20 protein-coding genes are annotated in these 23,346 nt (G+C 61.0%); 7 read left to right on the top strand and 13 right to left on the bottom strand.

Translation table 11 applies throughout. The features are described from left to right. Positions 1-8 precede the first annotated feature (8 nt). From ACMXYI_RS07800 to ACMXYI_RS07780, 5 genes are read right to left on the bottom strand one after another with little or no spacing between them, the layout of a single operon-like run. Positions 9-1,457 carry an efflux transporter outer membrane subunit gene (locus tag ACMXYI_RS07800; protein WP_415772616.1) on the bottom strand — a complete coding sequence of 483 codons (1,449 nt, stop codon included), beginning with the start codon at positions 1,455-1,457 and terminating at the stop codon, positions 9-11. Further along, positions 1,454-2,341: an efflux RND transporter periplasmic adaptor subunit gene (locus tag ACMXYI_RS07795; protein WP_415772615.1), complete on the bottom strand. Its 888-nt coding sequence runs from the start codon at positions 2,339-2,341 to the stop codon at positions 1,454-1,456. Before ACMXYI_RS07795 ends, ACMXYI_RS07800 begins: the two co-directional genes overlap by 4 nt. After that, positions 2,338-2,547, bottom strand: coding sequence for a DUF1656 domain-containing protein (locus ACMXYI_RS07790; RefSeq protein ID WP_033058629.1), 210 nt, complete (start codon positions 2,545-2,547; stop codon positions 2,338-2,340). Before ACMXYI_RS07790 ends, ACMXYI_RS07795 begins: the two co-directional genes overlap by 4 nt. Beyond that, positions 2,544-4,616: an FUSC family protein gene (locus ACMXYI_RS07785; protein WP_415772613.1), complete on the bottom strand. Its 2,073-nt coding sequence runs from the start codon at positions 4,614-4,616 to the stop codon at positions 2,544-2,546. Before ACMXYI_RS07785 ends, ACMXYI_RS07790 begins: the two co-directional genes overlap by 4 nt. Further along, on the bottom strand, positions 4,613-5,041 hold the full coding sequence (locus ACMXYI_RS07780) for a MarR family winged helix-turn-helix transcriptional regulator (protein WP_415772611.1): 429 nt from the start codon (positions 5,039-5,041) through the stop codon (positions 4,613-4,615). The genes ACMXYI_RS07785 and ACMXYI_RS07780 overlap by 4 nt, the downstream gene beginning before the upstream one ends. 197 nt (positions 5,042-5,238) lie before the next feature. Here ACMXYI_RS07780 and ACMXYI_RS07775 point away from each other — a divergent pair, with 197 nt between their 5' ends. Both ACMXYI_RS07775 and ACMXYI_RS07770 read left to right on the top strand, forming a co-directional pair. After that, complete coding sequence (locus tag ACMXYI_RS07775; RefSeq protein WP_415772609.1) at positions 5,239-5,517, top strand: CopG family ribbon-helix-helix protein; 279 nt, start codon at positions 5,239-5,241, stop codon at positions 5,515-5,517. Beyond that, on the top strand, positions 5,514-5,795 hold the full coding sequence (locus ACMXYI_RS07770; protein ID WP_095127694.1) for a type II toxin-antitoxin system RelE/ParE family toxin: 282 nt from the start codon (positions 5,514-5,516) through the stop codon (positions 5,793-5,795). Before ACMXYI_RS07775 ends, ACMXYI_RS07770 begins: the two co-directional genes overlap by 4 nt. 3 nt (positions 5,796-5,798) lie before the next feature. Here the strand turns inward: ACMXYI_RS07770 and ACMXYI_RS07765 are convergent, their stop codons facing one another. Then, positions 5,799-6,044 carry a DUF2789 domain-containing protein gene (locus tag ACMXYI_RS07765; protein ID WP_033058635.1) on the bottom strand — a complete coding sequence of 82 codons (246 nt, stop codon included), beginning with the start codon at positions 6,042-6,044 and terminating at the stop codon, positions 5,799-5,801. 140 nt (positions 6,045-6,184) lie between these two features. After that, the gene (locus ACMXYI_RS07760) at positions 6,185-6,646 is read right to left on the bottom strand and encodes an aminoacyl-tRNA deacylase (protein ID WP_415772607.1); all 462 of its coding nucleotides are present in this window, start codon (positions 6,644-6,646) and stop codon (positions 6,185-6,187) included. A gap of 198 nt (positions 6,647-6,844) precedes the next feature. Here ACMXYI_RS07760 and ACMXYI_RS07755 point away from each other — a divergent pair, with 198 nt between their 5' ends. The 3 genes from ACMXYI_RS07755 to ACMXYI_RS07745 all read left to right on the top strand — a co-directional run bounded on the left by ACMXYI_RS07755 (position 6,845) and on the right by ACMXYI_RS07745 (position 8,845). Beyond that, positions 6,845-7,375, top strand: a complete 531-nt coding sequence (locus tag ACMXYI_RS07755) for an NfeD family protein (RefSeq protein WP_149631092.1) — start codon at positions 6,845-6,847, stop codon at positions 7,373-7,375. 2 nt (positions 7,376-7,377) lie between these two features. After that, positions 7,378-8,136: a slipin family protein gene (locus ACMXYI_RS07750; RefSeq protein WP_415772605.1), complete on the top strand. Its 759-nt coding sequence runs from the start codon at positions 7,378-7,380 to the stop codon at positions 8,134-8,136. A gap of 325 nt (positions 8,137-8,461) precedes the next feature. Next, positions 8,462-8,845 (top strand): DUF6124 family protein, encoded by a 384-nt coding sequence (locus ACMXYI_RS07745; protein WP_415772603.1) that lies wholly within the window; start codon positions 8,462-8,464, stop codon positions 8,843-8,845. 169 nt (positions 8,846-9,014) lie between these two features. On the opposite strand, the gene cysC is transcribed toward ACMXYI_RS07745, so the two are convergent. The 5 genes from cysC to ACMXYI_RS07720 form a co-directional block, all read right to left on the bottom strand. Then, positions 9,015-9,620, bottom strand: coding sequence for an adenylyl-sulfate kinase (cysC, locus tag ACMXYI_RS07740; RefSeq protein WP_415772601.1), 606 nt, complete (start codon positions 9,618-9,620; stop codon positions 9,015-9,017). Beyond that, positions 9,604-11,118: a TolC family protein gene (locus tag ACMXYI_RS07735; RefSeq protein WP_415772600.1), complete on the bottom strand. Its 1,515-nt coding sequence runs from the start codon at positions 11,116-11,118 to the stop codon at positions 9,604-9,606. Before ACMXYI_RS07735 ends, cysC begins: the two co-directional genes overlap by 17 nt. Positions 11,119-11,160: 42 nt before the next feature. Next, positions 11,161-19,047, bottom strand: coding sequence for an Ig-like domain-containing protein (locus ACMXYI_RS07730; RefSeq protein ID WP_415772598.1), 7,887 nt, complete (start codon positions 19,045-19,047; stop codon positions 11,161-11,163). A 53-nt stretch (positions 19,048-19,100) separates the two neighbouring features. Then, complete coding sequence (locus tag ACMXYI_RS07725) at positions 19,101-19,955, bottom strand: sulfotransferase family protein (protein ID WP_415772596.1); 855 nt, start codon at positions 19,953-19,955, stop codon at positions 19,101-19,103. 110 nt (positions 19,956-20,065) lie between these two features. Continuing rightward, the gene (locus ACMXYI_RS07720) at positions 20,066-21,637 is read right to left on the bottom strand and encodes a glycosyltransferase family 39 protein (protein WP_415772594.1); all 1,572 of its coding nucleotides are present in this window, start codon (positions 21,635-21,637) and stop codon (positions 20,066-20,068) included. 245 nt (positions 21,638-21,882) lie between these two features. Between ACMXYI_RS07720 and ACMXYI_RS07715 the strand changes: the two genes are divergently transcribed. Both ACMXYI_RS07715 and ACMXYI_RS07710 read left to right on the top strand, forming a co-directional pair. Next, positions 21,883-22,470, top strand: a complete 588-nt coding sequence (locus tag ACMXYI_RS07715) for a phage tail protein (protein ID WP_415772592.1) — start codon at positions 21,883-21,885, stop codon at positions 22,468-22,470. A gap of 53 nt (positions 22,471-22,523) precedes the next feature. Then, entirely contained in the window at positions 22,524-22,835 is a 312-nt protein-coding gene (locus ACMXYI_RS07710; protein WP_415772590.1) for a DUF6916 family protein, read from the top strand. Positions 22,836-22,850: 15 nt separating this feature from the next. Here ACMXYI_RS07710 and ACMXYI_RS07705 read toward each other — a convergent pair whose 3' ends face one another. Beyond that, entirely contained in the window at positions 22,851-23,345 is a 495-nt protein-coding gene (locus ACMXYI_RS07705) for a GNAT family N-acetyltransferase (protein ID WP_415772588.1), read from the bottom strand. Between the last annotated feature and the right edge of the window lies 1 nt (position 23,346).

Genomic DNA, 23,346 nt, shown 5'->3' with positions numbered 1-23,346 from the left:
CAACGGCCTCAGGGTTTGCCGGAGTTAGTGCCTTGCGTTCGTCCGCTTTCCCAGCCGCCACCCAAGGCCAGGAACAAATCGATCTGGCTCATGGCAACCTGCGTGCTGGCGGAAGCCAGTTGCGCCCGCACGTCGGTGTAGGTGCGGGTCGCTTGCAAGTCCGCCAGGAACGACGCGCGGCCGGCCTGGAAGAAGCGGTGAGTCTGGTCTGCCGCCAGCTGGGCCGATTGCTCGGCGTCGGCCAGCGCGTCGCGACGCTGCAGCAACGCGGAGTACTGGGCCAGGCCGGTTTGGGTTTCGCGAATGGCGTTGAGCACCACGCCATCGAAATGTGCCAGCGCGCCTTGGGTCGTTGCTTCGGCCTCGCGGATTCGCGCCCGGGAGCCGTTGGACGGCACGGTCCAGGTCAGCAACGGCCCGAACCCCCAGCGATTGGTCGCCGGTTTGCCGAGGTTTTCCAGGAGGCCGACGGTACCCACGGTCGCGCCGATGCTGATGTCCGGGTACAACTCGCCGGTGGCGATGCCGATGCCGGCGGTCGACGCAGCCAATCGACGCTCGGCCTGCCGCACATCGGGACGGCGCTTGAGCAAGGTGGCGCCGTCACCGACCGGCAACAATTGTGCAATCTTCGGCAGTTCGGCGCAGCGGTCGGTGCCGGCGGGCAGTTGGTCCAGCGGTTTAGCCAGCAGCATCGACAAGCGGAACAACCCGGCCTGACGCGCCTCCTCATAACGCGGCATGTCGGCGCGCAGGGATTTGAATTGGGTTTGCGAGCGGGTGACCTGGGTTTCATCGCCACGCCCGGCGTCGCGCAAGCGCTGGATCAACGTGGTGCTCTGGGATTGCAGGTCGAGGGAATGCTGGGCGATTTCCTGCTCTTCGTTGGCTGCGCAGACTTGGGTGTAGGCCCGAACGACGTCGGCCACCAGAGTGATTCGTGCGGTATCGGCCGCAGCTTGAGTCGCATCAGCATTGGCCTTGGCCGCCTCAATGCCGCGCTGCAAAGTGCCGAACAAATCGAACTGATACGAGGTGGTAATGCCAATGTCGCCGACGTTGGCCACCGGCACTTTCTCCGGCAGCAAAAACGCTTCGCCGGACTCCTGCAAACGCTGGGCGCCCATCTTCACCCCGCCGCTCCAGCCACCTGCCGCTTGAGCTTCATCGACCTGCGCGCGCGCTCGGGAAAGGTTGGCCGCCGCCACGCGTAAATCAGTGTTGGAGGCCATGGCCTGCTGGACCAATTGATCGAGGCGCGGATCCTGATACAAGCGCCACCAATCGCTGGGCACCGGTGCCGAGACGACATTTTTGCCGTTCACCGCCAAGTCGCCCTGCAAGTCTTCACGGTGTACGGCGGCCTCGTCCGGCAAGTGATAGTCCGGCCCGACCACTTGGCAGGCCGACAACAACAGGCCTAATCCGGCGATAGCCAAACCCGAGGCCCTGCTCATTTCGCGGGCTCCTGCTGGTGGTCATCCATAATAGAAACCGTCGCCGTGCGACCGGCGATCATGCGGAAATCTTCCGGCACGTCGTCAAAGGCGATCCGCACCGGAATCCGCTGGGCCAGCCGCACCCAACTGAACGCCGGGTTGACGTTGGGCAGCAAGTTGCTGCCGCTGCTGCGGTCGCGGTCTTCGATGCCGGCGACGATGCTTTCCACGTGTCCGCGCAGGCGAGCCCGGTCGCCGATCACCCGAATATCGACGCTCTGGCCGACATGAATGCCGTCCAGCTTGGTCTCTTCGAAATAGCCGTCGATGTGGAACGAATTGCTGTCCACCACTGACAACACCGGACGCCCGGCGGTGACGAATTCCTGGTTGCGCGGCGCACGGTCGTTGACGTAGCCGTCCACCGGGCTGCGGATGGTCGAGCGGTCGAGGTTGAGCTGGGCGCTGTCCACCGCCACCTGGGCTTCCATCAGCGCCACTTCGGCGCGGGCCACCCGGGACTGGCTCTCTTCCAGTTGCTCACCCGGCACCAGGTTGCCGAGGCCACGGTTACGCTTGGCTTCGCGTTGCGCCTGAGCCAGGGTTTCCTGACGATCGGCGACCGCCGCCTTGGCCTGACGCAGGGCCAATTTGAAACGGTCCTGATCAATGCTGAACAGTACTTGGCCACGTTTCACTAATTGGTTGTCGCGCACGTCGACTCGCTGGATCAATCCGGACACGTCCGGCGCGATCTGCACGATGTCGGCACGGATGTGGCCGTCCCGGGTCCAGGGCGCGAACATGTAATACATCACCATGCGCCAGACCACGACAACGGCAAAGCTCACGATCAGCAGGGTCAGCACCACGCGACCGATGGTCAAAAAAGGTTTTTTCATGTCATCAGGTATCGACTGAGTGAGTCCACGGCGCCGAGCAGCACAGCGTAGAGAGCCACGTTAAACAATGCCCGGTGCCAGACCAGACGGTAAAAGTGCAGTCGCGTGAGCAACCCGTGCACCAACAGGAACAACACGTACGTAATGCCCATCAGCACCAGCAGCGTGGGCAGAAACACCCCGCTGATATCCAGGTCACCGATCATAAAGGCGCTCCATCGATACCATGGGGAAGTGGTTCTTCGAGCTCGCCGGCGCCGACGAATTCCACCCCTGGCAGCAGCGACAGACGCAGACCGCTCAAGGCGTGCAGCAAATGCAAACGGGCGCCTTCATCGCATTCCGTGCTGAGGGCGCGGCGGGTGCGATCCAGGGTCATCAGCAACGGACTTGGTGCCGGCAAACGTTCGCCAGCCTTGAGGCAGGCTTTGAAATACTCACCGACCTCGGCCACCACTTGGTGCAGCAGCGCTTGCGGTGCGCCGAGTACTCGCGGTGTATAGGCGAGCAAATCCAGCAGGTTCAGCGCCACGCGCACTTCCCGCAGGGCGATGCCGGTGTCCTGACCGGTCATGGCCAGGCGCGGCAAATGTTGCATCAGGCGATCGAGCATCTGCACACCCAAGTGCCTATGTTCAGACAACGTCGCCGGTTCGGTGAGGCTGACAATGTCGTGCCAGCTGAAACGGGTCAGGCGCTTGGCCGCCAGTTCGGCGCCGAACGGCCGGGCGATCAGGGTCCAGACGAAGGCGAACAACAAGCCCACGGGGCCGGCCAGGTTGGAGTTGGCGAAACTGAGGAAATCCGCGTCGTAGGCGCCCTGAATACTGATGAAAGACGAGGTGTTGACGAGGGTCAGCAGCATGCCCAGATAGAACTGCGGCTTGACCGTCAGGGTGCCGATGCAAATGAACGGCACGGCAAACGCCAGCACCAGCATCGGGAAGTCATGCAGGTTGGGCAGGACCAGAAACAGATAGAGACTGGCGAATAACACCGACATCGCCGTCCAGAAAAAGAATCGGAAGATCTGCGGCGCCGGGTCGTCCATCGAAGCGAAAAAGCTGCACGCCACCGCCGCCAGAATCACCGCGGCGCCACCGTCGGTCCAGCCAAGCAGAATCCACAGCACCGAAGCGACAATGATGGCGGTGACCGTGGACGCCGCCGAATAGAGCATCAGCCCACGGTCGAGAAATGGCGACAGCCGACCAAGCCGCCAGTGCCGATACACCGCGCGCCAGCTGTCCTGGCTTTCGCACTGGATGGCGTACTGCAGGCTGCGACAGTCTTGCCACACATCGATCCACTCGCCGAGGCGATACAGGGCGTTGGAGAACAGCAGCTGCTTGCGATCATCCAGCGCCTCGGCGGACGGTTGCAGCGCTTCGAGTTGATCTTTCAGCGCTTGCCAGCGCTCGAGGTCGGCGTCTTTGTGGTCGAGCCATTCGGTGGTCGCGGCCAGCAGCGGCGCGAACTTATCCACAAGCTCGGGGGTGCGACGTTCGAGGGCGTACAACGCATCGTCGAGGGCGTCGATCACTGGCAGCAGGTGAATCATGCGACCGCGCAGTTCCTTGGTGTTGCGCACCGTTTGCGGCCGCGCGCCTTCGTGGGGGAGCTGGCCGATCATCAATTCCAGCGTGTTGAATGTCGCGACCATCGAGGAACGCAGCGCGCTGACTTCGTCCGGCTGCACGTTGCGGCTGAGGAAACGCAGGCTATAAGTCGAAGCATCGGCAAACCATTTGTTCACCGAATCGTTGAACACCGGCGCCAGCCGCCGGGGCCAGAACATGGCGCCGACCACCGCTGCCACGGCGATGCCGAGGAAGATTTCTTCGGTCCGTGCTTCGGCGATGTCCCACACCGCCAAGGGGTTATTCACCACCGGCAGGGCAATCAGCGGCAAGGTGTACCCGGCGAGCATCAGCGCGTAATTGTTGGCGGTGCGCAGGTGCAGCGACAGAAACAGCAGAATCCCGGTCCACAGCGCGACGACCACCACCAGCACATAGGGGCTCTGGACAAACATCGGCACGAAAACAACCGCGGCGGCGGCACCGAGAAGGGTGCCGACTGCGCGGTACAACGCCTTGGAACTGGTAGGGCCGACAAACGGACTGGAAACGATGTAGACCGTGGCCATCGCCCAATAAGGCCGGGGCATTTGCATGAGCATGGCGATGTACAACGCGATCATCGATGCTGCGAACGTTCGCACACCGTAGAACCAGTCCCGCGCCGGGGGCATGCCGGTAAAAAATCCGCTCAAGGGTTAATCACCGGCAGATGATTGGCCGATTCAAAAGCCCTCAGCACCCGCAACGCCGCTTCCAGATCACGCTGATCGATTCCTTCGAGCACTTCATGGCGCAAGCGCACCAGCTCGATTTCGACGGCTTGCACCAACTCACGCCCCGTCTCGGTCAGGCTCAGGCATTTGGCGCGCCGGTCATGGGCGTCTTCGGTACGGCAGACGTAGCCGGCATGACACAGCTGATCCAGCAGGCGCACCAGGGATGGGCTCTCCATCCCGGCCGCCTGCGCCACTGTCACCTGCCGCACACCCTCGCCCAAACGCCCGATCATCAACAACGGAACGGCGCAGGCTTCGGAGATTCCATAGTTGGCCAGCGTGGTCTGGCAGATCCTGCGCCAATGCCTGGCGGCCACCACCATGGAGCTGCTGATGTTCATCTGGAGAGCGTCGAGGTTCTTCGGCACGAGGGGAAACACACACTGTTAGTTTGCTAACTATCAATATGGCATTTGAGGGGAAAGTTGGTCAAGTTTTGAAACAAATTGGCTGCCATCCGTCGCGAGGCGGCGGCCTGAATGAACGCCGGTACTGAAGACGTATATACTTCGTCAGTATTCGAATCGAGGATATGAAAATGTCTAAACAAGCTGTTTTCACGATGAAACTTGAACCAGAACTGCGAGAAGAGTTCATGGCCGAAGCTGAAGCTTCTCATCGCCCCGCATCTCAAATCGTCAGGGAAATGATGCGTCAGTTCGTTCAAACACAACGAGAGTCGCGCGAGTACGAAGCGTTCTTGCAACGCAAAGTCGACAGTGCGCGTGTTTCCATGCGAGCTGGTGAAGGCTTGACCAATGAGGAAGTTGAAGCACAATTCGCTGCCAGGCGTGCGCAGGTAACCAAGAAAGGATGAAGATAATCTGGACGCCCGCAGCAGCACAGGATCGTGCAGACATCTGGGATTACCTGCATTCCGTCAACCCGATAGCCGCCCTGGAAATGGACAACCGCTTCATTGATGCGATATCTCGTATTTCCCAGTTTCCTGAAAGCGGCCCTGTCGGAATCATTGCAGGTACTCGCGAGATGATCCCCCATCAAAGTTATCGCGTGGTTTATCAGCCAGGATCGGATGCAATTTGGATACTCGCGCTAGTCCATACATCCCGACAGTGGCCACCAGAAAGGTGATTTTCACACCCCCCGCCCCTTCCGCAACAGCACATCCAATTGATCCACCACTTCCGCCCAATCCGCGTCATCCAGAATATCGTCACGCAAAAACTGCGCTTGGCTCTCGCTCCAGAAGAACGCATCCGCCAGGTGCAATTCGGGTTTGAGCGGTGAATGAGTGGCGATGAATTTGTCGATGCTTTCGGCGTCATCAGGCAGGCCGAGTTGTTTGAACAGGGAGGGGAGGCTGTGGGTTGGGGATTCCATGGTGGGCTCCTTTGTAATCGCGTATTGGATAGGTGACCGCGGCGCGGCCATTCGCGAGCAAGCCCGCTCCCACAGTTGACCGCGTTTCCATGTGGGAGCGGGCTTGCTCGCGAAGGCGTCATAACTGACGCCGCAAAAAACTACTGACTCAACTCGCACACTTCAGCATGCGGCACCATTTTCAGGAATTCCGGCACGCTCATGTGCACCAGGTTGTTGTGGTTACCAGCCTCCAGATAGATGTCTTTTTGCCGGGTCAGCAGTGGGTCGATGACCATGTCCATGCCATAGGATTCGCCCAACGCAGGCACCGCGCCGCGTTCGCAATCCTGGAACAGATGCGCCAGGGTGCTTTCCCGGGTGATCTGCCATTCGCCACTGCCGCGTACCTTGCTCAGGTCCAGGTGACGACTCGCCGGCAGCACAGCCATCAGGAAATGACCGTGGTTGTCGTCGAGGATCACCGATTTGGCCACCCGTTCGGCAGGAATGCCCGCGACCCGCGCCGTTTCAAGGCTGCTGGCCGAGTGCGGATGGGTGACGATGTCAAATTCGCAGTGAGCCTTGTTAAGGCTGTCCTGCACAGTTCTTGCCATACGCATGATGCACCTCGGAGTCCGCAACAACGTTTCGCGGACGATGGTTAAACCTTTTCTCTCCACTAAAAGTCTAGGCCCGCTGGCGCAATCGCGCGGGAAATCTGCCCGCCGGAATAACGTCAACAACTGATCAAAATTCGTACAATTCAGAGCTCAGCTAGACTGTATAAAGAACCATCAATGACTCTCCCGGAGGGTCACGTGAACACTCGTTGTTGTGCAGTTGCGCTGCTGTTGGCCTTGAGCGGATCGGTTTTCGCAGCGGACACCGTCGTCCTTCTGGTGCCCAACCCTATCGGGATTTGGCTGATCACGTTCGGCATCGCGTTTTTGATCGCCGAGGCGGCCCTGCCCAATTACGGCGTGATCGGTCTGGGCGGCATTGTGATGTTCGTGATCGGTGCGGTGATTCTGACCAACACCGAGGTGCCGGTTCCGTTGATGATCGGCCTGGGACTGATCAGTGCCCTGTTGCTGATTTTCCTGCTGATCCACGCGTTGAAAACCCGACCGCGCGAAAACGTCAGTGGCGATGCAGGACTGGTTGGCAGCGTGACCCCGGTGATGTCGCTGGCCGGCAATGCCTACAACGGTTGGGTGCACCTGCAAGGAGAAAAGTGGCAAGTACTCAGTGCCACTCCGCTGCAACCCGGGCAACGGGTCCGGGTGGTGGCACGCAAGGGATTATTGCTGGAAGTGGCCGCGGCTGACGCGGCGCCGGGTGGAGAATAACCATGGGCTTGCAACTGGGTTTTGCCGCGCTGCTGTTACTGGTGATTGCACTGGCGGGGTCGACCTTCCGCATCCTGCGCGAATACGAGCGCGGGGTGGTCTTCCAGCTCGGGCGCTTCTGGCAGGTCAAAGGCCCTGGCCTGATCCTGCTGATTCCGGTGGTGCAGCAAATGGTTCGTGTCGACCTACGTACCGTGGTCCTCGACGTACCGCCACAAGACGTGATCACCCGCGACAACGTTTCGGTCAAGGTCAACGCGGTGCTGTATTTCCGCGTCCTCGATCCGCAGAAGGCGATTATTCAGGTTGAAGACTTTCTCATGGCCACCAGCCAATTGGCTCAGACCACTTTGCGGGCGGTGCTCGGGAAACATGAGCTCGATGAACTGCTCGCCGAGCGTGAACGGTTGAACGTCGACATCCAGCAAGTGCTCGACGCCCAGACCGACGCCTGGGGCATCAAGGTCGCCAATGTCGAGATCAAGCACGTGGACCTCAACGAATCGATGATCCGCGCCATCGCCAAACAGGCCGAAGCCGAACGAGAACGCCGGGCCAAGGTGATCCACGCCGAAGGCGAATTACAGGCTTCGGAAAAACTCATGCAGGCCGCCGAAATGCTCGGGCGCCAGCCTGGGGCCATGCAGCTGCGGTATATGCAGACATTGAGTTCGATTGCCGGGGACAAGAGTTCGACCATTGTCTTTCCGCTGCCGATCGAGTTGCTCAAGGGGATGGCGGATTTGTCGTCCAAACCCTGACCTTTCCTACAGACACCAACGTCCGGTAATCCCATCGGAGATTTCCTTCAAGTTGTAGCGGTGTTGGTGAACTTGTTCCGGTCCGAACCCAGGTCTAGTCTGGCCTTGTCACTGAAAAAACGGTGACACGGACGTGCAAGTCCGACGAAACTGTTTAGGTCGCAATTGCCATGGCTCATTGCTTTATGGCGGCTGCGCGCAGGAGATCCTCGGATCTGCTGGGTGTCCTAAACAGTCCCGGTCTTGCACACCTGCGCACGGCCGCCACCCAATTCGCGTGCAAGCGAACGGTGACGGCTCCAACTTACTGTTTAGGATGTTTTATATGCACAAAATTACCCCGAATCCTCCAGAGAACTCTGGAACCGATTCCCAAGAATCACTCGAAGACGAAAAACTCAAAGAAGCCGCCGACCGCGCCTTCGCCCACTACTTCCCCCCGACCGCCGAAAAACCACCCAGGCACCGCAAAGGCAACCTCTTCACCGTCGCCCCCGAGGTCAACACCGAAACCCTTCTGGCCAACGCCTCCGAAGACCTGCTGTCCATCAGCGCCATCGCTGCCAATCTGGCGGACGATGTGGACGGGACACGGCGCTCGGTAGCCCTGGCGCTCAGCCGCATGGCCGATGGCGTGCAGTTGCTTGTAGAGCGAGCGCTGGATCATTGGGAGGAGTCGGAGATCATGCAGGCTCGGGTCAAGGTTTAGCCGGGTAGGTTTGTGTTGAATTGACCACCGCCTTCGCGAGCAAGCTCGCTCCCACATTGGATCTCAGTCGTACACAGAGGTTGTGCTCACCGAAGATCAACTGTGGGAGCGAGCTTGCTCGCGAAGGCGTCAGTGCCGTCGATACATTACTCGGCAAACGCCGCTCGGCTCATCGTTTCGGCAACACCGCGCATTCGCCGAGCCAGGTCAGCAAGTGATCGAGACAGGCCTCAATCGACTGCACGCCGGTGTCGAGCACAAGCGAGGCAGACGGCGGCGGTTCGTAAGGCGCAGACACTCCCGTGAAGCCCGCCAGTTCACCGCGACGGGCTCGGGCGTAATGACCTTTCGGGTCGCGCTGCTCGCACACCGACAGGGAAGCGCTGCACCAGACTTCGCGGTAATCCTCGCCCAGTCGCCGGGCAAACACCTCACGCAACTCCACCAGCGGCGCAATCATCGCGAGGATGACGATCTGCCCGTTCTCCACCAGCAGCGCCGCGACTTCGCTGGCGCGACGGATGTTCTCCAGACGATCACTGTCGGCAAAACCGAGATCGCGATTGAGCCCGACCCGCAGCCCGTCGCCATCGAGCACGATGCTCTGCACGCCGCGCTCGAAAAGCTCTGCATGCAGCGCTTGGGCCAGGGTCGATTTGCCCGCCGCCGGCAAACCGGTCAACAGAATCGCCGTGCCGCGATGGCCGTTGCGTACCTCCCGTTGTGCGCGGCTGATGCTCGCCGTCGGCGCCAGCAGGTTATTGGGCCTGGGCATGGGCCACCGGCATCGTGATATTACCGTCCGCCCACGCCGCTTCGCGGGTGGCCAACGCGGTGGCAATGGATTGCACTTCGGTGGATTGCACCTGATCCGGCAGCGGATCGAGCCCCGCACTGGCGAAGATCTGGCCGTAAGCGTTACGCAGATCGGCGTACGACAGGTCGCGACGCAAATCGGCCTGCAAGGTGTTCAGTTCGCCCTGGATCAAGTCCAATTCACCCAGACTGGCCGCCTGATAACGGTTGCGCAGCTGGCCAACGATCTGTCCGTCGATGTCCGACAGTTGCTGATTGGTCTTGAACTGCCGCAACGCCTCGCGGTAGTTGGCGTTGGCCACATAAAGCTGCGCCAACACCGCGATCGACATGGCCTGGCGGCGCGCCGCGGCGACTTCTTCGCCAGCCTTGGCGACGTTGATCGCCGCCGGTGCGGAGATCACGTTGAACAGGTTCCACGTCACTTTCACGCCGTAGTCGGCCCAGCCCTGCTCCACCAGGAACGAGTTGCTGTCGTAATGCCCGCCGGCCGAAAACTCCAGGCCCGGCAGCAGCCGCAACATGGCTTTGCGGGTTTCGGCCGCGCTGATGCGGCTTTGGTAATCCTGTTCGCGCAGCTCGGGACGACTGGTCAGGGCTTCCTGTTCCAGGCTGGCGAGGTCAACTTTCAATTCCGGAATGACATAGTCGTCCTGGGTCGCCAGGGTCAGTTCGGTGCCCAGCGGCAGATTGATCAGGGTCGCCAGTTCGGTTTTCGCCAGCGACAGCGCGCGACGCTGTTCTTCCAATTGGCGAGTGGCTTCGATCAGCGAGCGCTGATAACCCAAGGCCTGAATCGGATCGCCGATTCGCTGCTGGCTCATGCTTTGGCTGTTGCCGCGCGCGGTGTCGACCCGGGCCATGAGGCTGTCGATCTGCTTGAGCAAACGCTCGGCGGCCATGGCCCGCCAATAGGCCGAACGCACGTCCTGAACGATGGTGTTGATTACCTTGCGCCGGCGCTCCTGAACGATCATCCGCTGGTCGCCCTGTTGCTTGGCGCTGATGTAGCTGACACCAAAATCGAGCACGTTCCAGACCATGGTCAGGTCGGCGACTTCACGGTCGCGGTCCTGAGAGGTCGATGGCTCCAAAGACTGGGTTCCGGTCCGTACGCTCTGGCTGCTGGAGGCGTTGACGTTGTTGCGACCGACGTACCCGGCGTCCAGCGCCATGCGCGGCAGCATGTCGAAACTGGCGAGGTCGAGTTGGCGCTTGGCCAGGGCCTCTTCCATGATCTTGAGCCGGCCTTCGAGGTTGTACTTCACCGCGCGGGCCATGGCTTGATGCAGGGTCAGCGGACCGCTGAGGGGCTCCTGATCCTTGTACATGTTTTGCAGGTCGCTCCTGGCACGCTGCTGGCTGACGCTGCGTTCGATCGGTTCACTGGTGACTGCACATCCGCTGATCGCAAGCGCCAGCAGGCTGGCGCCGAACAACTTCTGACTTTTCTTCATCCTTGACTGCCCCTGGGTGACGCACCGTTTTAAGTATTATTTTCAGGCCTGCATTTCGCTGATGCCGACCTGTCGCAAAGCCGCGGCCAGGCTGTCGACCTGCCGTTGCTCGGTGTCTTTGAGCTGTTGCAATTGCTGGACGAGACTCGGCGCACCAAACACGCCGCGCAGCCCCTGTGAAACATCCCCGGCCTTGATCGAACGACTGCCGAATGAACTCAGCGAGTCCCGTTCGTTGCCGGAGTCCTGATTGAACAGACTCGACAACGTGCTGGTGCTGAACACCCCGCCATCGCCACCGCCAAAGCCGAGGAAGCCGTTGCCCGAGCCATCGCCACCGGCGTCACTGCTGCTGAACACCTGGGCGATGAAGCTGGGCGCCAGCGCGCCGTGGTTCATGAAGATGTCGCCCAGCGGCCGGATGCCATTGCCGATCACGCGGTTTTCGAACAACGGGGCAAAGGTCAGCGGTGAGCCGAGATCGCCGGTCGGGGGAGTGAAAATGATCGGTTGCAGTGGCACGTTGGGCTGATCGGATACGGTCACCGGTGGTGGGATCCGGGCCAGCGGATCAGGTGTCACCACCACGGCAGGCGTCTGCACCGGCACGGTGTCGATGGTGTAGTTATTGGACACCGCCACATCAGTGCCGGTATTGCCGGAACCGTCGCTGACGTTGCTGGTGTCCAACGCGATGAAATTGCTCGGGTCGGTGATGCTCGCGGTCGGCGTGAAGGTCGCGGTCCAGGTCTTGCCGCCGTCGCTGCTGGTCAGGTTGGTCAGCTCGCCGTTGGTCACGCTTAAATCCGACAGGTCGAAGTTGCTCACCGCTTCGCTAAACGTGAAGGTCACGAGCGTGGTTTGGCCGATGCTCAGGTTCGGGTTGGCAACGACGATTGTGGCGGTCGGCCGAGTCGCATCGAGCGCGTAGTTGTTGGAGATCGCGATCCCGGCACCGGCGTTGCCCGCGGCGTCCGCCACATTGCTGCTGTCGAGCAGGATCAGGTTGGTGGTGTCGTCGATGTTGGCGGTCGGGGTCAGTGTGGCGGTCCAGGTCTTGCCGCCATCGCTGCTGAGCAGGTTGGACAAGGTGCCATTGGCGACGCTGAGGTCCGACAGGTCGAAACCTGAAACCGTCTCGGTGAAGGTGATGGTGACCGTGGTCGTCTCGCCGATGCCCAAGCGGTTATCCGCCACCACAATGGTCGCCGTCGGCCGCGTCGTGTCGATGGCGTAGTTGTTGGAATCGGTCACGCCCACGCCACTGTTGCCCGAAGCGTTGGTCACACCGCTGTTGTCGAGGCTGATCAGGTTGGTGGTATCGGTCACATTGATGGTGGGCGTGAAGGTGGCGGTCCAGGTAATGCCGCCGTCGCTGGACGACACGTTGCTCAGCGTGCCGTTGGCGATCGTCAGGTCCGCATTGGTGAAACCGCTGACCGCTTCGCTGAAGGTGATGGTCACCCCAGAGGTTTCACCGGCCTTGAGGGTGTTGTCGGCGACCACGATGGTTGCGGTCGGCACCTGGGTCTCCACCACATAGTTGGCGGAGTTTGTCGTGCCCGAGCCCGAGTTGCCGGCCAGGTCCGAGACGCCAGTGTTGTTCAGGGTGATGAGATTGGTGGCGTCGGTCACACCGATGGCAGGAGTGAACGTCCCAGTCCAGGTGATGCCGCCGTCGCTGCTGCTGACATTGCTCAACGTACCGTTGGCGACGCTCAAATCGCTGTTGTCGAAACCGCTCACCGCTTCGCTGAAGGTGATGGTCACCAGCGCGGTTTCGCCCGGCTTCAGGGTTGTATCGCTCAACACAATGGTCGCGGTCGGGCGCTGGCTGTCGATGGCGTAATTGTTGGAGTCGGTGGTGCCGCTGTCGGCGTTGCCCGACAGGTCCTGAACGCCGGTGTTATCCAGGCGGACGATGTTGCTGGTGTCGGTGATGCCGGCCACAGGCGTCAATGTGGCGGTCCAGGTAAGTCCGCCGTCGCTGCTGCTGACATTGCTCAGGGTTGCGTTATCAATGGTCAGGTCGCTGTTATCGAAACCGCTTACTGCCTCGCTGAAGGTGATGGTCACCAACGAGGTTTGGCCAACGCCCAACGCCGAGTCCGCCACTACGATGGTCGCGGTTGGACGCTCGGTGTCGATGGCATAGTTGTTCGAATCGGTGGTGCCGCTACCGGTGTTGCCCGAGGCGTTTTGCACACCCGTGTTGTCCAGGGTGATCAGGTTGCTGGTGTCGGTGATTGCGCTGGTCGGGGTGAATGTCGCCGTCCAGGTGATGCCGCCATCGCCGCTGGTTACCGCCGTCAACGTGCCGTTGGCGATGGTCAGGTCGGCGTTGCTGAAACCGCTCACCGCCTCGGAGAAGGTGATGGTCACCAGCGAGGTTTCGCCGATGTTCAGCGCGTTGTCGGCAACCACAATGGTGGCCGTCGGCAGCACGGTGTCGATGGTGAAGTTGGCCGAATTGGTGATGCCGCTGCCTGCGTTGCCGGCAATGTCGGCCACGCCGCTGTTGTTCAGGCTGATCAGGTTAGAGGTGTCCCTGACGCCAACTGTCGGCGTGAAGGTCGCCGTCCAGGTGATGCCGCCATCGCTGCTGCTCACCGCGCTCAAGGTGCCGTTAGGGATGCTCAAGTCGCTGTTGTCGAAACCGCTGACTGCCTCGCTGAAGGTGATGGTTACCAGCGAGGTTTCGCCAGCGCTGAGCGTGCTGTCGGCGATCACGATCGTGGCGGTCGGACGCAGACTGTCGATCACGTAGTTGTTGGAATCGGTGGTGCCAACGCCAGTGTTGCCGGCCGCGTCCGCAATGCCGGTGTTGTCCAGCGTGATGAGATTGGTCGCATCATTGATGCTCGCCGCCGGCGTGAAAGTCGCAGTGTAGGTGATGTTATCGTTGGTGCTCAGGTTGCTCAGGGTGCCGTTGGCGACCGTGAGGTCGGCGGTGGTGAAACCGGTCACCGCCTCGGAGAAGGTGATGGTCACTACCGAGGTTTGGCCAAGCGCCAGCGTGGTGTCCGCCACCACGATGGTTGCGGTTGGACGCACGGTGTCGATGGCGTAGTTGTTGGAATCGGTAGTGCCGCTGCCGGCGTTGCCCGAGGCATTTTGCACGCCGCTGTTGTCCAGGCTGATCAGGTTGGTCGCGTCGGTAATGCTGACCGTCGGCGTGAACGTCGCTGTCCAGGTAATGCCGCCATCGCTGCTGCTCACCGCCGTCAACGTGCCATTGGCAATCGTCAGGTCGGCGTTGCTGAAACCGGTCACTGCTTCGGAGAACGTGATGGTTACCAGCGAGGTTTCGCCGACTTTCAGCGCGTTATCGGCGACGACGATAGTGGCCGTCGGCAGCACCGTATCGATGGTGTAGTTACCAGAGTTAGTCGTGCCGCTGCCGGTGTTTCCGGCCATATCGGTGACACCGGTATTGGCCAGGGTAATGACATTGCTCGAGTCATTCACGCCAACGGTTGGTGTGAAAGTCGCGGTCCAGATGATGCCACCGTCGCTGCTGCTCACCGCGGTCAAGGTGCCATTGGCGATGGACAGGTCGGCATTGGTGAAACCGGTCACCGCTTCGCTGAAGGTAATGGTGACCAGCGAGGTTTCGCCGGCACTCAGGGTAGCGTCGGCCAGAACGATGGTCGCGGTCGGGCGCAGCGTGTCGATGGCATAGTTGTTGGAATCGGTGGTGCCGCTACCGGCGTTGCCTGACAGGTCGGCCACGCCCGTGTTGTCCAGGGTGATCAGGTTGGTGGTGTCGTTGATGCTCGCGGAAGGCGTGAACGTGGCGGTCCAGGTGATCCCGCCGTCGCTGCTGCTCACCGAGGTCAACGTGCCGTTGGCGATCGTCAAATCTGCGTTGGTGAAACCGCTGACTGCTTCACTGAAGGTGATGGTCACCAGCGAGGTTTCGCCGATTCTCAGTGCCGTGTCCGCCACCACGACCGTGGCCGTCGGGCGCACGGTGTCGATGGCGTAGTTATTGGAATTGGTAGTGCCGCTGCCCACGTTGCCGGTGGCGGCAGCCTGTACGCCGGTGTTGTCCAATGTGATCAGGTTGGTCGTATCGGTGATGCTGGCAGTCGGGGTGAAGGTTGCGGTCCAGGTGATGCCGCCGTCACTGCTGCTCACCGCGGTCAATGTGCCGTTGGCAATCGTCAGGTCGGCGTTGGTGAAACCGGTCACTGCCTGGTTGAAGGTGATGGTCACCAGTGACGTTTCACCGATTTTCAGGGCGTTGTCGGCCACCACGATCGTCGCGGTCGGTGGGGCTGTGTCGATGGCGTAGTTGCCTGAGGAACTGATCCCGCTGCCGGTATTGCCCGCCAGATCGGCCGCGCCGGTGTTAGCCAGGCTGATGACGTTGGTCGCACTGACGATGCCTGCTGTCGGGGTAAACGTGGCAGTCCAAGTGATGCCGCCGTCACTGCTGCTCACCGCCGTCAAGGTGCCGTTGGCGATGCTCAGGTCCGCGTTGGTGAAACCGGTCACCGCCTCGGAGAAGGTGATGGTCACCAGCGAAGTTTCGCCCGCTGTCAGCGCCGTATCGGCCAGCACAATCGTGGCGGTCGGGCGTTGCGTGTCGATGGCGTAGTTGTTGGAATCGGTAGTGCCGCTGCCGGCGTTGCCCGACAGATCGGCCACGCCCGTGTTGTTCAGAGTGATCAAGTTGGTTGTGTCGTTGATGCTGGCGCTTGGGGTAAACGTCGCCGTCCAGGTAATGCCGCCGTCGCTGCTGCTCACCGCCGTCAAGGTGCCGTTGGCGATGGTCAAATCCGCGTTGGTAAAACCGCTGACCGCTTCACTGAAGGTGATCGTCACCAGAGAGGTTTCGCCGATTCTCAGCGCCGTGTCCGCGACCACAATGGTGGCCGTCGGGCGCACGGTGTCGATGGCATAGTTGTTGGAGTCGGTGGTGCCGCTGCCGGCATTACCCGACAGATCACTGACCCCGGTGTTGTCCAGGGTGATCAGGTTGGTGGTGTCGTTGATGCTCGCGGTCGGGGTGAAGGTCGCCGTCCAGGTGATGCCGCCGTCACTACTGCTCACCGCGGTCAACGTGCCGTTGGCGATGGTCAGGTCTGCGTTGGCAAAACCACTCACAGCCTCGGAGAAGGTGATGGTCACCAGTGAGGTTTCGCCGATTCTCAGCGCATTGTCCGCCACCACGATGGTTGCGGTTGGGCGGAGTGTATCGATGGCGTAGTTGTTGGAATCGGTGGTGCCGCTCCCGGCGTTGCCCGCCAAGTCGCTGATCCCAGTGTTGTTCAGGGTGATCAGGTTGGTCGTGTCATTGATGCTCGCGTTCGGGGTGAACGTGGCGGTCCAGGTGATGCCACCGTCGCTGCTGCTCACCGAGGTCAACGTGCCGTTGGCAATCGTCAGATCGGCGTTGGTGAAACCGCTCACTGCTTCGGAGAAGGTGATGGTCACCAGAGAGGTTTCGCCAATTTTCAGCGCGGTGTCCGTCACCACAATGGTCGCGGTCGGCCGCACGGTATCGATGGCGTAGTTGTTGGAGTCGGTGGTGCCGCTGCCGGCGTTGCCCGCCGAGTCGCTGACCCCGGTGTTGTCCAGGGTGATCAGGTTGGTTGCGTCGGTGATGCTGGCGGTTGGGGTGAAGGTCCCCGTCCAGGTGATGCCGCCATCGCTGCTGCTCACCGCGCTCAAGGTGCCGTTGGCAATCGTCAGGTCCGCATTGGTGAAACCGGTGACCGCTTCGTTGAAGGTGATGGTCACTAGCGAGGTTTCGCCGACTCTCAGCGCATTGTCCGCCACCACGATGGTCGCGGTCGGGCGTACGGTATCGACCGTGTAGTTATTGGAATTGGTAGTGCCGACGCCGGCGGTGCCCAGCCCGTTTATCACCCCGGTGTTGTCCAGGGTAATGACGTTGGTCGTATCGGAAATACTGGCAGTCGGGGTGAACGTTGCCGTCCAGGTGATGCCGCCATCGCTGCTGCTCACTGCCGTCAACGTACCGTTGGCGATGGTCAGGTCGGCATTGGTGAAACCGGTCACGGCCTCGGAGAAAGTGATCGTCACCAAGGACGTTTCGCCGATGCCCAGTGTGGTGTCAGCAACCACAATGGTCGCGGTCGGTGGCGGCGCATACGCGGTGTTGAGTACACCGCCGTCGTTGTAGATGGTCGCGACGGAGGTCGGCGAGGTGCCGGTTGTACCTCCGCCCTGCGCGGTACCGCCTGCACCACTGGCCGCGGCATTACCGGCCAGGGCGGCGAAGTTGGCGGCCGTCATCAGCAGCGTGCCTTTGTTCCAGATCGCGCCGACGCCCCGACCGCCGATGCCGCCATTGCTGGCATTGCTGCCCTGGCCACCGCCACCGCCACCGCCGCCACCGGCGCCGATGTTGTTGCTGATAGTCGACGTGCCGACGATGGTGAGGGTGCCGCTGCTGGCGTTGTAGATCCCGCCCACCGCGTTGCCGCCGGCGCCACCGACCTTGTCCCACCCGGCCCCGCCGCCACCGCCACCAATGGAAATCGTGCCATTGGTGGCCGTCGCACCGTTACCGCCGTTGCTGTAATAGGAAACGCCCAGCCCGCCAGCCCCGCCAGTGGTGGTACCGCCGCGACCGCCCATGTGGGTGGCGTCATAACCGCCGCCGTAACCGCCGACACCGCCGCTGCCCGCCTGGCCGCCCAATGTGCCGGTACCCGGACCTGCCGAACCGCCATGCCCGCCGCCCTGGCCGCCCAGACCGCCGCCGCCACCACCGCCACCGCCGTAAAAAGCACCCGTGACCCCGCCGCCGCCACCGCCACCGGAAGCACCGTTGGAGGTCACGGTAACGTTGTTCAGGGTCAGAAGCCCTGCGTTGAAAATGCCCCCGGCCATCGCGCCCGTGGCACCGTAGCCACCGTTACCGCCCGTGCCCGACACCAGGCCACGGGTGATCACCAGGCCATCGAGCGTCACGATACTGCCTGAGCTCACTTCAATCACTCGAGTCCTGTACTGACCATCGAGAATCACGTCAGCCGCGCCGTCGTTGTTCAAGTCGCCATCAACGGTGATGTTCTTGTTGATCAGCAGTTCAGAGGTCAGCTGCACCGTCATGCTGCTGCTGAAGGTGACGATATCGCCGTTCTGCGCCGAGGCGAGGGCGGCACGCAACGAGCCGACGCCCGTGTTGGCGTTGTTGGTGGCGGTCCAGGTGGCCAGGCCCCACTGATAGTCGCTCATGGCCGTGGTCGAGAGGACGTTGGCGCTTTCGATGTTGCCGGTGGCGATTTCCAGATCCCAGTCGCCACCGACACCAGTGCGATTGCTGGACGCGGCCACATCCCGGCCGGTCAATTGCGCCAGGGAATCGACGAAACTCAAGCCGCGCTGGCCTTCGGCGGTGTAGCAGCCGTAGATCATGATGTCGCCGCCGACGTTCATGTCCTTGCCGATTTCCGCCAGCACGGCGCTGCGGGCCGCGACGTTGTCGGCGGACAGATAACTATCGCCCAGCCACAGATCGCCCGCGTTGCCATGGGCGATGATCTGCACTGAACTGATGCCCTGATGGGTGTCCAGATAGTCGGCAATCTGCTGCAATCCGTCCCTGGTCGCATCCAGCTGAACCACTTGAGTACCAGGCGCCACGCCCTTGAGCAGGCTGTCGGCATCCTTGACCCGCGAATCGACGAATATCACGCTCTGCCCCACCACCGCAGCGGGTGCTGGTGTGGCATCGGCCTGGCCATGGGTGTCCTTGCTGGCGACCGATTGGTCGGTCGTCTGCGCCTTGGCCGCTTCAGCCGTGGTATGACTGTCAGGCTGGGCCGCGTCGACCACCGTGGCCGCCACCGCGCCGTCGAACAGCATGCGCGGCTCCAGGGACATGATCATGGGAGAGGCCAGCGCCCGTGCGCCTTTGGTAACTCGCGACTTGCCGTTGCTCCACCACATGCTGCTCACCCGAACTCGAACTTTTGCTTGACGCGTCAATGAAAACGCCGCGATCAACTAATCGCGGCGTCGGCCTTCATACGAATGACATTGGCAGCGCTGGCTGAGCCATCGAGCCAAAAGGACAATTCTGCGTATTGCTTGAACAAATCCGGAGGCAGGATCGTGCGCCGCGATTGCCGCTCGACCTTGGGTTTTACTTTATGCAAACCGGATACACCGAGGGCTAGATCGAACTCCGGCGCGTCGTAGGCGAGGTTGTCAAAGTCATGCTCGAACCAGGGTTCGCCGATGAAGTCGTAGACCAGCCGCATCACCCGATCAGGCGCCTGGGTCAGCAAGTCGTAATCGACAATCAGCAACGAATCGGCGTGTTCGCCGTAATAGGCTTCCTTGAGTGCTGCCCAGGCAAAACCCACCAGACGATTACGCTGCGCCAGAGTTTCGCAACGGCTGTAGACCGTATTGCGCTCGACCGCGTCGCCGAACAGCTTGGTGTTTTCAAAGGGGTTGACGCGATACAAACGCTCGATGCTGTCCATGACCCAGGCGACATTGCGCACGCAGGCAATCACCTTGGCTTGAGGGAACAGATCGCTGATGGCCGGCAGGCGCGAACTCCATAACCGATTGGTGTCGAACACCACCGGTTTGTCGGCCTTGTCGGCGTAGAAGGAGTCGAATAGTCCGCGAAGCAAACGGCGGCGCAGATCGGTATCGATCACCGCACCGAACTCGCTGCCGGCGCTGCACTGCTCCAGAACACCGGAAAACAGGGCGCCAACGGGGCTGGTCATGCCGGCATGAAAGCGCGGGTTCTGCAAAAGAATGGCAGAAAGCAGGGTCGAGCCTGAACGCGGCAAGCCGGAAATAAAATGGAACTGTGGCAATCCCTTCACCCTGGTCATAAATCCTTTATGTACGACGGAGACTAGACCATGAACCGCCTTACGGGTAATGGTGTTTTGATATCAAATCGAAACTAAATCGTCTGAAAAACGCGATTTTGGTTACAGGCTCAATGCAACACGAACAAGCGCGCGTTGGCGCCTCCCGCCTGCGTTTCACCAACGCGCTGCCAGCCTGCGGGCAACGGCGCGAATTCGTCCGGCACATCGACGGTGCCGATCAACCACACTCGGCCAGTGCCTTTTGGCAAATCACCGAGGCTATCGAGGTAAATATCCTGGGTGACCAGCGTGCCGAAACCATAGGCATTCGGCCGGCTCGAAACACCCTTGGCCGACGGCGGGGTGTACAGCAGCGGTTTGGCGTCGGTGCGGTTGTAATAGACGTAACTGAGGTACCAGAGCATGTCGCTGGTGACGATCCGGTCACCGGCAACGAAGTGCTGGTTCACGTAGTCGACCATGACGCTGATTTGATCGTTGGTATCCACCGTGGCGTTGTTGTTCAACCCCACCAGTTCAACGCCGACAAACAACACCAGCACCGTCACGGCCAGCACCCGAAAGACCGCGTACAAGCGATCAATGGCCAGAGCAGCAATCATCGGCAAGCCGAGGGCATACGCGGTGAGGTAACGCTCGATGAACACTGGCGAGATGAACGACACCGAAAACACCAGCAGCAACGGCAAAACGGTGTAGATCACCACCAATGCACTGCCACGAATGACACTGCGATCCCGCGCCAACGCCACCCACACCAAGGCTAGCAATGCCAAGGGCAACGTGATGAAAACCGGTGTAGTCAGGGTCTCGCCATCGTCCTGGATCAGGAACGACCAGATCATCGAAGGCAACGAGCCGAACGTGACCGGTGCCTCCCACCCCACATCGCCATTGGCTTTGAGTTGATCCATGTGTTGAATCAGATCGATCAGGTTGGGCACCCACGGCAAGTACACCAACACGATCGCCATGTTCGCCACCCACCAGCCGGGCTGCTGGATATGCCGCAATCGATAGCCAGGCTGTACGCGGATCAGCCCCAGATACAGCCAGTGACACAGCACGCACAGGGCGGTGAAGTAATGGGTGTAGAACGCCGCGCTCATCAGCAGTGCGTACATCACCAGATAGCGTTTACGTCCGGGGCGTTTGATCCAGTAAACCAGGGCAATCGTGGCACCGATCAGCCACAGCCCCAGCCACGAATACATGCGCACTTCCTGGCTGTAACGCACGGCGGTCGGTAGCAACGCCAACAGGACGCCGGCCAACAACGCGGCGCGGCGAGTGGCGAGCAAGTCCACCAGCCAGACGCTAAGCGCCACGGTGGCAATCCCCGGTAGCGCGCTCAGGCTTCGAATCGAAAAAATGCCATTGCCGAACAGCTCGATCCAGCCATGCAGCAGCATGAAATACAGCGGCGGATGCACGTCATGGGCGGCATGCACCCAGATCCCGGCCAGCGAATACTGGCTCAGCAACAGACTGGACCCTTCATCACCCCAGACCGCCGCCGCGGTCAGGTCATAAAAACGCACCAGCGCGGCCAATGCCAGGATCGGCAGCAGCCAATGTTCGCGCACCCATCGAAGCAAGCGCTGAACACTCGCCCAGGCGCCGGGTGCCGCGTGGGGGCCTTGGGTGCCGTCAAGCGGCGTTTCTCTGCGCGCCTCCATTGCCTCCCCTCGAGACTGCCGGTGAAAAACCTTGAAGCTTGTAATCACTGTAGGACAGCGACAGCGCCGTCGTCGATGCTGGCTTTGCGACCAACGACATTCGGCCGTTATGCGGATCAACTACGCTCTGGCGTGGCGTGACCCAGCCAGGGAGATGAATGGAGTCGGCTGATTGCAACGATGTGCCCGGATGCCCGGGCCACCCTTGTCGCGCGCCAGACAACTAAACAGAGGGATGAGGAACTATGGAAGTATTCATGGGCACTGTTCAGTCTTTCGCCTTTAACTTTGCCCCCAACGGCTGGGCCCTGTGCAACGGCCAGACGCTGGGGATCTCGCAATACCAGGCGCTTTTCTCACTGTTGGGAACCTACTATGGAGGCAATGGCACCACCAATTTCATGCTACCCAACCTGCAAGGCCGTCTGCCGATGGCACAGGGCAACGGCCTGGGCCTGACCCCACGCGTCATCGGCGAATTCTCCGGAACCGAGAACGTCACCGCGACCATCACCAACCTGCCCAACCACACGCACGCCTTGTCCGGGCTCACGGCCACCACCACGCTGCAACTGGCCAGCCCGGCGAGCAACCCGGTCACCAACCCGACCGCGACCAACTCGTACATCGGTGCTTCGGGCGGCGGTCCGGGTTCGGCGAGCATCTACTCCGACGCGCAAGGCGCTGCTGCCGTGCCACTTAAAGGCGCAGCCACCACGGTCACGGGAGAAATCTCGTCCGCCGGTAACGGCCTGCCCATGGAAACGATGAACCCGTTCCTGGTGCTCAACTTCAGCATCGCCTTGAATGGGCTGTTCCCTTCGCGCAACTGAGGAGCCGCCGGGGGATTCAACTCCCCCGGCCACTTTCAATTTGGAGTGACGCCATGCTGCAACAGGTTCAAAGCCATCACTTTCAGGCGCTGCTGGGCAAGACGGGGACTCTGCGACTGCCGGATGGAAGTGAATTACCAATCCATATCGACAGCCTTGAAGAAACACCCCGAGCGCGGATGCCCAACAACGAGCGCATGCCGTTCAGTGTCGAGTTCAACAGCCTGCGGCCCACAGAGTTTGTCGATGGGTTATGTACGCTGGAGTTGCCGGAACTGGGTCAGGTGGAAAACATCTTTGTCTCCCGGGTACCGGCCATGGGGCGTGACCCGGGCGTGGGGTATTTCTACATCGCGTTCAATTGAACGGAGGCCGAAGGCCTAAGCGGGATACCACACCAACCGCTCCGCCGCCGGGTTGCGCTCTTCGACCTGAAACCCCAGCGCCAGGTAATGCTGGCGCGCATGGGGATTATTAGCCCAGACCACCGTCGCTACCGGGCAACGAACCTGTTGCGCGGCTTTCTGTACACCTTGCAGCACCTTGCGGCCATAGCCCTGGCCGCGAGCCTGGGGAATGAACGCCAGGTACAGCACACGAATTTCATTCGGGCCAAAATCGGTGGTCAGCGCACCGATGGCCGTGTCGAGCTTCTCGATCACGTAATGCATCGCGTTGGGAAAACGCTCCCCCAGACCTTGCTCTTGCACTTGAAATTGCTGGGCCACCACCTGTTCAACCACCTCCTGCTCATCATCAATCCATTGCAGATCCGGCCGCGCCGACTGATAGAGGCTGTGCAAAAAAGCCCCATCACTGGCCCGTGAAGGCCGCACCACTAATCCTTCGGCCGCCACTGAATCGGTATTCGCCATC

The organism is Pseudomonas lyxosi, assembly GCF_047758685.1.
Classification (GTDB): domain Bacteria; phylum Pseudomonadota; class Gammaproteobacteria; order Pseudomonadales; family Pseudomonadaceae; genus Aquipseudomonas; species Aquipseudomonas lyxosi.
The sequence above is the reverse complement of the archived record's forward strand: the minus strand, read 5'-3'. Positions and strand labels throughout refer to the sequence as shown.